This window comes from Actinoalloteichus hoggarensis (assembly GCF_002234535.1).
Classification (GTDB): Bacteria; Actinomycetota; Actinomycetes; order Mycobacteriales; family Pseudonocardiaceae; genus Actinoalloteichus_A; species Actinoalloteichus_A hoggarensis.
This window is the reverse complement of the sequence record NZ_CP022521.1, coordinates 194,146-206,488: the sequence shown is the minus strand read 5'-3', so window position 1 is coordinate 206,488 and position 12,343 is coordinate 194,146. Positions and strand designations below refer to the sequence as shown.

General features: G+C 72.0%; 12 protein-coding genes. 3 read left to right on the top strand and 9 right to left on the bottom strand.

From position 1 onward, the window contains the following. Nucleotides 1-8: 8 nt before the first annotated feature. From AHOG_RS00915 to AHOG_RS00875, 9 genes are read right to left on the bottom strand one after another with little or no spacing between them, the layout of a single operon-like run. Nucleotides 9-950: a phosphoglycerate dehydrogenase gene (locus tag AHOG_RS00915; protein WP_093939673.1), complete on the bottom strand. Its 942-nt coding sequence runs from the start codon at nt 948-950 to the stop codon at nt 9-11. Further along, nucleotides 947-2,125, bottom strand: coding sequence for a sialidase family protein (locus tag AHOG_RS00910; protein WP_093939672.1), 1,179 nt, complete (start codon nt 2,123-2,125; stop codon nt 947-949). The genes AHOG_RS00915 and AHOG_RS00910 overlap by 4 nt, the downstream gene beginning before the upstream one ends. Further along, nucleotides 2,122-2,889, bottom strand: coding sequence for an HpcH/HpaI aldolase family protein (locus AHOG_RS00905; protein ID WP_093939671.1), 768 nt, complete (start codon nt 2,887-2,889; stop codon nt 2,122-2,124). The genes AHOG_RS00910 and AHOG_RS00905 overlap by 4 nt, the downstream gene beginning before the upstream one ends. A gap of 24 nt (nt 2,890-2,913) precedes the next feature. Beyond that, nucleotides 2,914-3,867 carry an aldo/keto reductase gene (locus AHOG_RS00900; protein ID WP_093939670.1) on the bottom strand — a complete coding sequence of 318 codons (954 nt, stop codon included), beginning with the start codon at nt 3,865-3,867 and terminating at the stop codon, nt 2,914-2,916. Then, nucleotides 3,864-4,712 carry an ATP-binding cassette domain-containing protein gene (locus AHOG_RS00895; RefSeq protein ID WP_093939669.1) on the bottom strand — a complete coding sequence of 283 codons (849 nt, stop codon included), beginning with the start codon at nt 4,710-4,712 and terminating at the stop codon, nt 3,864-3,866. Before AHOG_RS00895 ends, AHOG_RS00900 begins: the two co-directional genes overlap by 4 nt. After that, complete coding sequence (locus AHOG_RS00890; protein ID WP_093939668.1) at nt 4,709-5,515, bottom strand: ABC transporter ATP-binding protein; 807 nt, start codon at nt 5,513-5,515, stop codon at nt 4,709-4,711. The genes AHOG_RS00895 and AHOG_RS00890 overlap by 4 nt, the downstream gene beginning before the upstream one ends. Then, nucleotides 5,512-6,411, bottom strand: coding sequence for an ABC transporter permease (locus AHOG_RS00885; RefSeq protein ID WP_093939667.1), 900 nt, complete (start codon nt 6,409-6,411; stop codon nt 5,512-5,514). The genes AHOG_RS00890 and AHOG_RS00885 overlap by 4 nt, the downstream gene beginning before the upstream one ends. Beyond that, complete coding sequence (locus AHOG_RS00880; protein WP_093939666.1) at nt 6,408-7,343, bottom strand: ABC transporter permease; 936 nt, start codon at nt 7,341-7,343, stop codon at nt 6,408-6,410. Before AHOG_RS00880 ends, AHOG_RS00885 begins: the two co-directional genes overlap by 4 nt. A 2-nt stretch (nt 7,344-7,345) precedes the next feature. Then, nucleotides 7,346-8,911, bottom strand: a complete 1,566-nt coding sequence (locus AHOG_RS00875) for an ABC transporter substrate-binding protein (protein ID WP_093939665.1) — start codon at nt 8,909-8,911, stop codon at nt 7,346-7,348. 146 nt (nt 8,912-9,057) lie between these two features. Between AHOG_RS00875 and AHOG_RS00870 the strand changes: the two genes are divergently transcribed. Genes AHOG_RS00870 through AHOG_RS00860 form a run of 3 tightly spaced genes read left to right on the top strand, consistent with a single transcriptional unit; the run spans nt 9,058 to nt 11,784 of the window. Further along, nucleotides 9,058-9,900: a hypothetical protein gene (locus AHOG_RS00870; RefSeq protein ID WP_157736563.1), complete on the top strand. Its 843-nt coding sequence runs from the start codon at nt 9,058-9,060 to the stop codon at nt 9,898-9,900. After that, nucleotides 9,897-10,895 (top strand): 4-hydroxythreonine-4-phosphate dehydrogenase PdxA, encoded by a 999-nt coding sequence (gene pdxA, locus AHOG_RS00865; protein WP_211290507.1) that lies wholly within the window; start codon nt 9,897-9,899, stop codon nt 10,893-10,895. The genes AHOG_RS00870 and pdxA overlap by 4 nt, the downstream gene beginning before the upstream one ends. Nucleotides 10,896-10,908: 13 nt before the next feature. After that, entirely contained in the window at nt 10,909-11,784 is an 876-nt protein-coding gene (locus AHOG_RS00860; RefSeq protein WP_093939663.1) for a DeoR/GlpR family DNA-binding transcription regulator, read from the top strand. Nucleotides 11,785-12,343: the final 559 nt, after the last annotated feature.

Here is a 12,343-nt window from a genome sequence, read left to right as displayed (position 1 = left end):
CTGGCCTTCTAGAAAGCGGAATGACGCGGCTCGCGGCCGCCGAGCACGCTCAGCACGCCTTCGACCACGGCGACGCCCATCGCCTCGTTGGCCTCGCGGCTGCACGCCCCGATGTGTGCGGTGAGCACCACGTTCGGCGCCGTCGACAGCGGACCGTCGCCGATCGGCTCGACGGCGAAGGCGTCGAAGCCCGCGCCCGCCAGGTGCCCGCTGTGCAGCAGCTCGGCCGCCGCCGCCTCGTCGACGAGGCCGCCTCGGGCCGCGTTGAGCAGGATCGCGCCCGGCCGCATCGATTCCAGCCGGGCGCGGTCGAGCAGCGGACCGGAGCCGGGCACGGCGGGCAGGTGCAGGCTGACCACGTCGCAGGCGATCGCGGTGTCGAGGTCGACCGAGGGAACGTCGCCGAAGCCGTCGGCGGGCACGAACGGGTCGTGTGCCACGACGGACATCCCGAAGGCGGTGGCGTAGCCGGCCATCAGCCTCCCGATCCGGCCGAAGCCGACGACGCCGAGACGACGGCCCGCGAGTTCGACGCCGAAGGTCTTCGGCCAGCCGCCCGCACGGACGGCCCGGTCGTTGGCCGAGATGCCTCGGGCCACGTCCAGCAGCAGCCCGAAGGTCAGCTCCGCGACAGCCCGCGAGTTGCTGCCCGGCGCGTAGACCACCCGCACGCCGTGATCCCGCGCGGCGTCGAGGTCGATGTTGTCGTAGCCGACGCCGTGCTTGGCGACGACCTTCAACCGGGGCGCGGCCTCGAAGACCGCCCGGTCGATGGTGTCGAGGCCGACGATCAACGCCTCGGCCGCGGGCACCTGCTCCAACAGCTCGGCGCGGGGCAGCGGCCCGTCCTCACGAGGTCGGCGGGCGTCGACGCCTGCGTCGCGCAGCAGGTCCCACGGCGTCGCGGAGTAGCGGCCGAAGGTCGGCGTGGTGATCAGTGTGCGGCTCATCGGGCCTCCTGCCAGCCCGGCCAGTCCGGTTCGATGCGGACGTGCCGGATGGACGAGCGGTGATGGGTGTAGGCGACGTGCACCCGGCCCTGCGGGTCCTCGACGATCGAGGGATAGGACAGCTCCCGGTTGAGCCCGTCGCGCGAGTTGTTGGTCAGGCAGGTGCCCTCGCCCTGAGCCAGGTCGGGGTGCCGCCGCCAGGTGCGTCCGTCGTCGGACGAGGTGGCCAGCGCGATCGGCGCCCGAGGAGCGCCCCAGAAGGCCTCCCGTCGGTCGGCGACGCCGCCGGGCTCGACGGCCACGGCAGGACGTTCCCGGCCTGCCAGCGCGCCGTGCTCGTCGACCTCGTCGTAGAGACCCGCGCGCCGATGGCTCGCCTCGGCGGCGCTGCTCGCGTTGTAGACCAGGGCTAGCCTGCCGTCGCGGAGCCGCGTCGCCTGCACCGAGGAGTTGTTGTTGGGCAGGTCCGTCGCCACGGGCTCGGACCAGCGCACACCGTCGGACGAACCACTGGCGTGGATCGCGTCGGCGAACCGACTCCGGTAGAGCGCGACGTAGCCGTCCTGGGCGGGCAGCACGTTCATGTGCACCGCGCCCCGGCTGCCGGGCACGTCGTGGCGGGTCCAACTCGTCCCGCCGTCGTCGCTCGCGTACACCGCGCTGGTGTCCTCGCCGCCGGACCAGGTGCCGGTCGCGGGGATTCGACAGGAGAACGTCGGCAGCAGCCAGGTTCCCTCGGCCGTGACCTGCACGGGCTGCCGGATGAACACGCCGCCGCGCTCGTCGGCGGGCAGCAGGACCCGTGGTTCGTCCCAGCTGCGCCCGCTGTCGACGGAACGACGAACGCGCACCTCGGCCGTGTCCTGCCTGCCCGCGTGCTGCGCGGTCCAGAACAGCCAGAGGCTGTCGTCCGGGGCGTGGAAGAGCAGCGGGTTCTGCTCGGAGCGCTCCGGGTCGTCGGTCAACGCGACCGGGTCGGACCAGGTGGTCGCGTTGGGGCCCAGTCGCGCGAACCAGATCCGGATGTCGTGCACGCCCTCCTGCGTGCCGCCGAACCAGACACAGCCCAGGTCGCCGTCGGGCAGCACGGCGAGGTTCGCCGCATGCGACTGCGCGACCGGGGCGACGAGGCTGGCCTCGGCCAGCCCCCGCCCCGTCTCGCGCAGGACGCTCACTGCTCGCCCCGCGCGGCGTTCAGGTGGGCCTTCGCCGCCTGCTCCAGGTGCACGAGGTCGGAGGCCACCGAGGCGAAGGTGTATCCCTGGGCGAGTCGACGCCGGGCGACCTCGCCGTTCGGGGTGTGGATGCCCGCGGCGATCCCGGCGGCCGAGGCCGCCTCGGCGATCCTGGTGACGGCCTCCTCGAAGGGCCCGTCGACGGCCGGATCGGTGGACGTGGCGCCGCCGACCGCGAGCCGCAGGTCGGAGGGCCCGACGTAGACGCCGTCCAGGCCGGGCGTCGCGCAGATCTCCGCGACGTTGGCCAGTCCCTCCGGCGTCTCGATCATCGCCAGCACCAGAGTGGCCTCGTCGGAGACGGCGGGCGTCGGGCCGACCCGCAGCTGCGCCCGCATCGGCCCGTACGAACGACGTCCGTGCGGGGGATAACGGGTGGAGCGCACCGCTGCCGCCGCGTCCTCGGCCGTGTCGATCAGCGGGACGATCACGCCGGTGGCGCCCGCGTCGAGCACCCGACCGATGGCGAAGGGATCGTTCTGCTCGACCCGCACCATGGCGGCCGAGGCCGCCCCGGCGTCGATGGCCAGCATCGCGTTGCGGATGCCCTCGTAGCCGAGCAGCCCGTGCTGGGCGTCGACGGCCACGTAGTCGTAGCCGAGCCGAGCGAGCCGCTCGGTGGCGATCGGGTCGTCCAGCACGACCCAGTAGCCGACGGCCTGCTCCCGGTCGCGGATGCGGCGGGCGAAGTCGAGTGCGCTCATGACAGTGGTGCTCCTTGTTCGTTCTCAGCGGTTGTAGGCGGGCATCGGTCCACGCAGCCGGGCACCGACGTCGTCGCAGGCGGCGACGACGTCGTCCGGCAGCGGACCCCGGCCCAGCGCGTCGATGTTCGAGGTGAGGTGGTCCAGCCGGGAGGCGCCGAGCAGCACGGCGTCGACGACCGGACGGGACAGCAGCCAGCGCAGCGCCAGCTCGGTGAGCGGCACGCCTGCCCGGGCCGCGATCGACGCGAGTGCGTCGACCGCCTCGAAGAGCTGGGCGTCCCAGTAGCGCTGCCGGTACATCCCGGCCAGCACCGAGTCGCCGAACCGGCCGCTGCCGGGGGTGCTGTCGAAGCGGTGCCGTCCGGTGAGCAGTCCGCCGCCGAGCGGGTTGTAGACGACCGTGTCCAGTCCGGTCGCGGCGGCCATCGCGGAGTACTCCTCGTCGATCCGCCTGGCCAGCAGGTTGTAGAGCTGCTGGGCGATGACGGGCCGGGGCGTGCCGAGCTGGTCGGCGATCCGGTTCAGCTCGACGATCTGCCAGGCCGCGAAGTTGGACACGCCGAGGCCGCGGATCTTGCCCTCCTCGACGAGTTCCGCGACCGTCCGCATCGTGTCCTCGGGCCGGGCGGCGGCGTCCGGCTGGTGCAGGTAGAAGAGGTCGATGTGGTCGACGCCGAGCCTGCGGAGGCTGCCCTCGACGCTCGCCCGCAGTCCCGCGGGCGACAAGGGCGAGTGCTCACCCGCGTCCGGATGCGGCATTCCGGCCTTGGTGGCCAGCCTGATCCGGTCGCGGCGTCGGGAGATCAGCGGGGCGAGCAGTTCCTCGGTGGTGCCCTTGGCGTACCCGTTGGCGGTGTCGACGTCGGTGATGCCCGCGTCGAGCGCCGCATCCAGCAGCCGCTCGGCGTCGGTCGCCGAGACGGTGTCCCCGAACGTCATCGTCCCCAGGACCAGTCTGGGGGTGCCGGTCGTCATGAGTTCCTCTCCTCCTCGGAGCCGCCCGCGCGCAGCGCGGCCAGCAGGTGTCGTGGTTTGCGGCCGGTGATCGCCGTCGGGTCCAGCGCCGCGTCCCGCAGCACACGGGTGTACTCGGCGGCGGGAGCGGTGAGCACCTGCTCGGTGGGTCCGTGCTCGACGACCGAGCCGCGGCGCATCACCAGCACCTCGTCGCTCAGTTCGCGGACCACGCCGAGGTTGTGCGAGATCACCACGTAGGCCACGCCCGTCTCGGCCTGGATGTCCTGGAGCAGCCGAAGGACCTGGGCCTGCACGGAGACGTCCAGCGCGCTGGTGGCCTCGTCGCAGACCAGGACGTCGGGACGGCAGGCCAGTGCCCTGGCGATGCCGATGCGCTGCCGTTGGCCGCCGGAGAACTCGCCGGGACGTCGCCCGAGGGCCTTCTCCGGCAGCTCGACGCGGGCCAGCAGCTCCGCCGCCTGCCGCCGTCGCTCCGCGGCGTCGCGCACGCCGCGGAGCTTGAGCGGCTCCCCGACGATGTCGCCCGCGTCCAGGTGCGGATCGAGCGAGGCGTACGGGTCCTGGAAGATCATCTGCACCCTGGCCCGCATCGGCCGCAGCCTGCGTTCGGACAGGTGGGTGATGTCGACGCCGTCCAGCAGGATGCGGCCGGACGTGGGCCGCCGCAGGCGGACGATGCTGCGCGCGATGGTGCTCTTCCCGCAACCGGACTCGCCGACGACGCCCACCGTGCGGCCCCGGTGCAGGTCGAACCCGACGTCGGAGACCGCGCGGATCGCACCGCCGGTGCCGGGGAACTCCACGACGAGGTTCCGCACGGACAGGATCGGGGTGTCGCTCATGCCCGTCCCTCCTTCGCGACGAGTCGGGGCACCGAGGCCAGCAGCTGCCGGGTGTAGGGATGCCTCGGGGCGTCCACCACCTCTTCGACGTCGCCGCTCTCCACGAAGCGACCCGCCCGCATCACGTGCACCCGGTCGGAGACCAGTCGGGCCACGCCGATGTCGTGGGTGATCATCAGGATCGCGACGCCCGTGCGCTCCTGCAGTTCCATCAGCAGGTCGAGCACGCCCGCCTGCACGGTGACGTCCAGGGCGCTGGTCGGCTCGTCGGCGACGAGCAGTTCCGGCTCGCCGGTGAGCGCGCAGGCGATCAGGACCCGCTGTTGGAGTCCGCCTGAGAGCTGGTGCGGATAGCGGTCGAGCAGCCACGCCGGGTCGGGGACGCGCACGCTCTCCAGCAGCGCCGCCGCCCTGGCCCGCGCGGCCTGTCGGCCGGTGCCCGGATCACGGAGCCGGACGAGCTTGGTCAGCCTGCGGCCGATCGTCTCCACCGGGCTCAGCGCGGTCATCGGATCCTGCGGGATCAGTCCGACGACGCGGCCTCGCAGTGCGGCGATCGACGCGGGGTCGGCCACGACGTCGTGGCCCGCCAGCATCGCCCGGCCGGAGAGCACGGCCAGTTCCGCGGGCAGGAGCCGCAGCAGCCCCATCGCCGTGGTCGACTTCCCCGAACCGGACTCGCCGATCAGGGTCACGGTCTCGCCCGCGTCGATGTGCAGCGATACCCCGTCGACGGCGCGCACCACGCCGTCGGCGGTGACCAGTTCGATCTGCAGGTCTTCGACGTCCACGATCCGGCTCATGCCGTGACTCCCTTCCTGCCGCGCGTGCGGTCCCGGAGTCCGTCGCCGAGCAGGTTCACTCCCACCACGAGCAGCACGATCACCAGTCCGGGCAGCGTCACCAGCCACCAGGACGTCGTGACGTAGTCCTGCCCGTCGGAGATCAGCCGGCCCCAGGTGGCGTAGGGGCGTTCCGGTCCCGCGCCGAGGTAGCTCAACGCGCTCTCCAGCAGGACGGCCTGTGCCAGCAGCAGGAGCACGACGAGGCTGGTCTGCCGGACGACGTTGGGCACCAGGTGCCGGAACAGCACGCCGGAGTGGGTCAGCCCGAGGGTCCTGGCGGCGTCCACATACGGCTTCTCGCGTTCGACGATCACCATCGACCGCGTCAGCCTGGCGACCTCCGGCCACTGGGCGATGGCGATGACGGCGGTGATGACCGGGATCGACGGGCCGAAGAGTGCGACGACCAACAGCAGCATCATCAGCAGCGGCAGCGACATCTGGGCTTCGAGCAGTCGGGAGACGACCGCGTCGACCCAGCCCCCGAAGTAGCCTGCCGCCGCGCCCGCGACGAGGCCGATCAGGCCGGAGACGACGACGGCCAGTACGCCGATGAGGACCGAGACCTGGCCCCCGTCGAGGATCCTGGCCAGCAGGTCTCTGCCGAGCTGGTCGGTGCCGAACAGGTGTCCGTCGGTCAGGGGCGGCAGGCGACGCGAGCCGAGGTCCTGTTCGTCGGCGTCCGGAAGCGGCAGCAGGTCGGCCAGCAGGATGGGCAGCACGACGAGGGCGGTGAGCAGCGCGCCGATCCAGGTCTTGGCCTTGGCGGTGCGCGCGCGGCGGGCGACCCCGGCGTCGCGCAGTTGTCGGGCGGTCACCCGGCTCGGCCGGGTCTCGGGTGAGGTGGTGGTCATCGCGCCGTGCCCTTTCCGAGCCGAACCCGCGGGTCGAGCAGCGGGTACACCAGGTCGATGAGGAGCTGGACGAGGATCGCGAGCGCGGCGGTGACCAGCACCGTCGCCTGGATCAGCGGATAGTCGCGCGTCTCCAACGCCCGCACGACCAGGGAGCCGACGCCCGGCCAGGCGAACACGACCTCCACCACGACCACGCCGTTGAGCATCGCGGCGAAGCGGGTGCCCAGCGCGGTGAGCACCGGGATCATCGAGTTGCCCAGCGCGTAGCCCCACACGAGACGGCGTTCGCCGAAGCCGTGCGCGCGGGCGACCGTCAGGTAGGGCGCGGTCAGGTTGGAGACCATCTCGCGGCGGACCAGCCGGGAGATCAACGCGATCTGGAGCAGCGCGACGGTGACCGCGGGCAGCACCAGCCCGCCCCAGGTGGTGAAGCCGGACGACGGCAGCACCGGGAGCAGGACGGAGAAGACGGTGAGCAGCATGATGCCGCTCCAGAACTCCGGCATCGACTGCGCCGCGACGGTCGCGATGTTCGCGCCGGTCTCCCGAGCGGTGTCGGCCCGGCTCGCCATCCAGATGCCCAGCGGGAGGGCGATGAGGGCGGTCGACAGGATCGCCGCCGACGCCAGCGTGATCGTGTAGGGCACCCGTTCCAGGACCACGTCGAAGGCGGGGGCCCGGAACGAGTACGAGGTCCCGAGGTCGCCGGTGAACAGCTGCCCGAGGAAGGTCAGGTACTGCGAGCCGATCGAGCCGTCGAGTCCGAGCTGGGTGCGGATCTCGGCGAGGTCCTCGGTGGTGGCGTTCGGCGCGGCGAAGGCCGTCGCGGGGTCGCCCGGTGCCATCCGGATCAGCACGAAGACCGTCGAGACGGTGAGCATGACGACCAGGACGCTCTGGCCGAGTCGCTTCAGGACGTATCGGAGCACCTCTACGCCTCCAGACCGATGCGCGCGAGCTCGTAGGAGTTGGTCGGTTCCAGTCCCACGTCGCTGATCCGCCGTCGGTAGGCGAGCACCGAGTTCGGGACGAAGGCCCACATGCTCGGCCAGGAGTCCCACACCACCTGTTGCAGCTCGGCGGTGATCTCCTGACGCCGGTCGGCGTCGACCTCCGCGTAGGCCTCGTCGAGCAGCGCGACGACCTGGGGGTTGACGTAGCCGTGGTAGGTGTCGCGGGTGCGTTCGCGCTCCGGGGTCCCGCCGTACATCCCCTGAAGGATCGGCAGAGCGGCGCCCACCGGGGAGGCATAGCCGTTGCCGAGGACGTCCCAGTCCCCGCCGCGGCCCTGCCGCCATTCGGAGATGTCGCCACCCGGCTCGAACTGTCGGAGGCGGACGGGCACGCCCACGTCGCCGAGCATCTGCACCACCGCCTCCATGACGGTGGTGTCGCTGGCGAACTCGCCGGTCTCCCAGATCAGGGTCAGCCGCAGATCGCCGTCGGCGATCCCCTCGGCCTCGAGCATCTGCTTGGCCCGCCGGGGGTCGTAGGCGTACTCGCCGCAGACGACGGACCCGTTGAGCGTCTCCGCCACCGGACCTCGCGCGGCCTCCACGGAGCCGGCGAGGATGTCCTCGGCCAGCCGCCTGCCGTCGATGGCGAAGGACAACGCCTGCCGGACCGACGCCCTCGACAGCGGATGGTCCGAGGGTTTGCGGAAGTTGTAGAAGAGCTGGTTGAGCCGGGTTCCCTTGACCTGGTCGATGCGGATGTCGGGGAGGCCCTGGAGCTGTTCCGCGGAGTCGGGGCTGATCGTGTCGATGACGTCGATCTCCCCGGAGCGCAGGGAGACGACGCGGTTGGACTCCTCCGGCATGAACCGGACCTGCACCTGCTCCACCCGGGGGCGGTCGGCCCAGTAGTTCTCGTTGCGGCGCAACGTGTAGTCGCCGGTCCCCCGGTTCGACGCGGTCACGCGGTAAGGGCCGCTGCCGACGCCGGTCTGGAGCTCCTCGGGCACGTTGGCGGCCGCGGGAGTGATCAGGATGTTCGCCATCAGGTAGTCGAGGACGGGCAGCGGGTGGTTCGTCTCCAGGGTGAAGGTGTGCTCGTCGATGGGCACGACCTCGGGCCACTCGGGGAAGAACGCGGCCAGATAGGAGCCGCTGACCTGCCGATACATCGCCAGCGCCGTCTCGACGTCGGCGATCTCGATCGGCGTTCCGTCCGAGTACCGCACGCCCTCGCGCAGGCGCACCGTCCACTGGGTGGGCGCGGTCAGCTCGAAGCGCTCGGCCAGGACGGGGATCGGCGCCAGGTCCGGGCCGATGCGGGTCAGCCCCTGCCGGACGGCCCGCTGGACGGTCACCGCGGCGTCGAACTGGTTGAGCTTGTTGTCGAGCGAGACGAGCGACCGGTTGAGGCCGAGCGTCACCGAGCCGGGGGGTGGTCCGCCGGTCGGACCCGCGCATCCGGTGAGCGCGCCCGCGGCCAGCGCGCCGCCTGTGACGCCCAAGGCCTTGAGCAGCGCTCTCCGGGACATCTTCGTCTGCATTCGCCAACCTCCGTTGCCCTCGGGCGCCGTCGCCCGTGGAGCACCACCTGCTGGAGCGCCACCCAAGCACGCTTGCGTGATATGCGCAACACCGATAGCGTGATTCGCGCAGAACACGTAATAGATCAGCCCGAGAGGAGGCATCCATGAGATCAGGCAGACGCCGCCTGGCCTTGTGCGATGACCTCGCCGGCGCAGATGGAGCAGCCCTTTCACCGACCGAGGGCCGCGACGACTCGTCGGTGCGCCACACGCCACCAGACGCCAATGTTGCGCGTTTCGCGCATTGCGCGACTCGCAACGGCGCGGCGTCGACCGACGTGCACGCGACCGTTCCCGACGTCTCAGGACCGGTGTCGCTCAAGATCGGCTCGCCGCTGCGCGCAGCCATCACGCCGACGGTGCGCGGTCCGCGCGATCGGCGCGTCCGCACCGGGGCCCGCGCGCCCGTCCTGCCCACGCTGCCGGCACTGGCCGCCGAGAGTCGGGCCGCCGCGGACGGTCACGGGGTGCTCGCCGCACACTCGGGCGTTCCCGGCCGGGCAGAGCCACGGCCGCCGTCCGTCACGGCCGCGCTCGCCGGGCCGCCGATCCGACGTCTCCGGCTCGAGGCGGTGCGCCCGACGGACCGAGCCGCGAGCCCGGCCGAGGCGGCCGCGACGCGGCACGTGGCTCCGTGCGACGCGGAGACCGGCGCCGACCTCGATGGCATCGCCGCCGCGGCTGCGGCGGTCCCCGACGTGATCGCGGTCGGGTCGCCGCGCCGGGCCGCGGTCTTCGGCAGACCGCGTGACACCGCCCGCCGAGCGCCCGCCCGCCTCGGCGTCACCCGACTCGACCTGCTCCACCAGGTCCATCCAGGCGCCGTGCGCACCCGCACCGGCGCCCACCACGAGATCGTGACCAGGCCCGGCAGCCACGGCGGCCCGGACAGCCTGCTCCCGATCGCCCGCCAGCCTCGTCATACCGATCATCAGGAGGACCCGTGAGCACGCCCGTGATCGCCATCACCATGGGGGACGGAGCCGGCATCGGCCCAGAGGTCGTCGTCGGCGCGCTCGCCACCCAGACCGTGTACGAACGGTGTCACCCGCTGGTGATCGGCGACGCACGACGCCTCCGCGCGGCCGCCCGGCTGATGAACGTGGAGGTGGAGGTCGTCGGAGTCGACTCGGTCGGCGACGCCCGTTTCACGCCCGGCCGCATCGACGTCATCGACCTCGGACTGCTGCCCGAGGACCTGCCCTGGGGTGAGTTGAGCGCGACCGCGGGCGACGCGGCGTATCAGTACATCCGCACCGCCTCCGAGTTGGCGCTGGCGGGCGAGGTGCAGGCCATCTGCACCGCCCCGCTGAACAAGGAGGCCCTGCACGCCGCCGGGCACCTCTACCCCGGCCACACCGAGATGCTCGCCGCGCTGACCGGGACCGAAGAGGTGTCGATGATGCTCTCGACGCCGAAGGTCAAGGTCATCCACGTGACCACGCACATCGGCCTGATCGCCGCCATCGCCAAGATCGAGCCGGGGCTGGTCGAGCGGACCGTCCGCCGGGGCCACGAGGCCATTCGGGCCTCCGGGGTGGACGCCCCGGTGATCGGGGTGTGTGCGATCAACCCCCACGCCGGGGAGAACGGGCTGTTCGGCGAGGGTGAGGAGGAGGAGAAGATCGTCCCCGCGCTGGAGCGGCTGCGGGCCGACGGCATCGACGCCCGCGGCCCGCTGCCCGCCGACACCGCCTTCTTCCTGGCGGGTCGCGGCGACTACGACCTGATCGTGGCGATGTATCACGACCAGGGCCACGGGCCGGTGAAGGTGCTCGGCATCGAGGCGGGCGTCAACATCACGGTCGGCCTGCCGGTCATCCGAACCTCGGTGGACCACGGCACCGCCTTCGACATCGCGGGCACCGGCACCGCGGAGGTCGGTAGCATGATCGAGGCGCTACGCCAGGCTGCCGAGCTGGCGCCCGCCGCCGCAGGCTGAGAGGGACGAGCGCGTGCCCCGTGATTCCGAGCTCCGTCGAGAATCCATCGTGGCGATGGCCACCAACGGCCTCGCCAACGTCGACGAGCTGTCCGCCCACTTCGGCGTCACCGCGTCGACCATCCGTCGCGACCTCGCTCAGCTGGAGCGGTCCGGGGCGCTCGCCCGCACCTACGGCGGCGCCATGGCGCTGGTCGCGCATCCCGAGTCCAGTCTGCGCCAGCGTGTCGGCGAGCAGTTCGAGGCCAAGCGCGCCATCGCCCGCTGGGCGGCGAGCCAGATCGGAGCGGGCGAGACTCTGCTGCTCGACGCGGGCACCACCACCGGCGCCCTCGCGCACGAGTTGCACTCGGTGCCCGCGCTCACCGTGGTCACCACCGGGATGACCGCGCTCCAGGAGCTCGCCGTCTCCGACACGGTGACGGTGGAATGCCTCGGCGGCGTGCTCCGACCGAAAAGCCTCGGCTTCATCGGACCGCTCGCCGAGGCCGCTCTGGAGCGCCGCACCTTCGACCGGGTGTTCCTCGGGGCCGACGGCGTCACCGCGCAGGAGGGCATCTGTGAGGCCGACATCCGGCAGACGCGACTCAAGGAGCTCATGGCGCGCCGCGGTGAACGGGTCTACGTGCTCGCCCACGGCTCGAAGATCGGCAGGCGCCCGTTCCACGCCTGGGCGCCGATGCCGCCACAGTGGACATTGGTGACGGATCTCTCCGCCCGCGAGGCGGACTTGGCGCCCTTCCATGAGCGGGGCGTCACCGTCGTCATCGCCGACGCGAACGGCGTCGACGTCACCGACGCGAACGGCGTCGACGTCACCTCTCAGGAGCACGCGGGCCGGGCGCGGCGGGCAGCAGGGCCGACCGCGGCGGCGGGACAGGCAGGCTGAGCTCGCGGGGGTGTCTGCCACCGGGGCTTTCGCGTCGTTCGCGGTCCGCCGAGGCCGGTGAACCGACGTCCCCCCGACGTACCGACGCCCGCGACGACCCGGCGTCCGCGATCGCCCGGTGTCACCGGGTCGCGCGCGGCCGCCTGCCGTCCTCGAGTCGACGTCGCGCCTCGGCGAGGTCGTGCTTCAGCCGGTCGACCACGCCCTTCATCGACCGCGAACCCGAGTCCGCTCCGGCGGAGAAGCCCTCCCGCCAACCGCGACCGTATGCCGCCGCGAGCGCCCGGTCGTGCTCGTCGGCGTGGACTCCACAGGCGACGTCGTACCCGTGCAGTCTCGATCGACACGGTCTTCCCGTGCGCGTGGGCCGACCGCATGTGCGGACGTCCGACCAGTGGTCACGCATCTGCATCGTCCTCCAGGCCTCACCTGCGGCGGCACGGACCGCGCGCACCCTGCACTCGGTTCAGTGACGCTTCGTCACGCTGTGCATCGTCTAGTCGCGCCAGGGCGTTGCATATCAACCCCGGTGCGTGACCACAATCCTTCGAACGGACCA

Coding starts and splice junctions, on each gene's coding strand:
- AHOG_RS00915 (WP_093939673.1), bottom strand. CDS start 950: ATGAGCCGCACACTGATCACCACGCCGACCTTCGGCCGCTACTCCGCG.
- AHOG_RS00905 (WP_093939671.1), bottom strand. CDS start 2,889: ATGAGCGCACTCGACTTCGCCCGCCGCATCCGCGACCGGGAGCAGGCC.
- AHOG_RS00900 (WP_093939670.1), bottom strand. CDS start 3,867: ATGACGACCGGCACCCCCAGACTGGTCCTGGGGACGATGACGTTCGGG.
- AHOG_RS00895 (WP_093939669.1), bottom strand. CDS start 4,712: ATGAGCGACACCCCGATCCTGTCCGTGCGGAACCTCGTCGTGGAGTTC.
- AHOG_RS00890 (WP_093939668.1), bottom strand. CDS start 5,515: ATGAGCCGGATCGTGGACGTCGAAGACCTGCAGATCGAACTGGTCACC.
- AHOG_RS00885 (WP_093939667.1), bottom strand. CDS start 6,411: ATGACCACCACCTCACCCGAGACCCGGCCGAGCCGGGTGACCGCCCGA.
- AHOG_RS00875 (WP_093939665.1), bottom strand. CDS start 8,911: ATGCAGACGAAGATGTCCCGGAGAGCGCTGCTCAAGGCCTTGGGCGTC.
- AHOG_RS00870 (WP_157736563.1), top strand. CDS start 9,058: ATGAGATCAGGCAGACGCCGCCTGGCCTTGTGCGATGACCTCGCCGGC.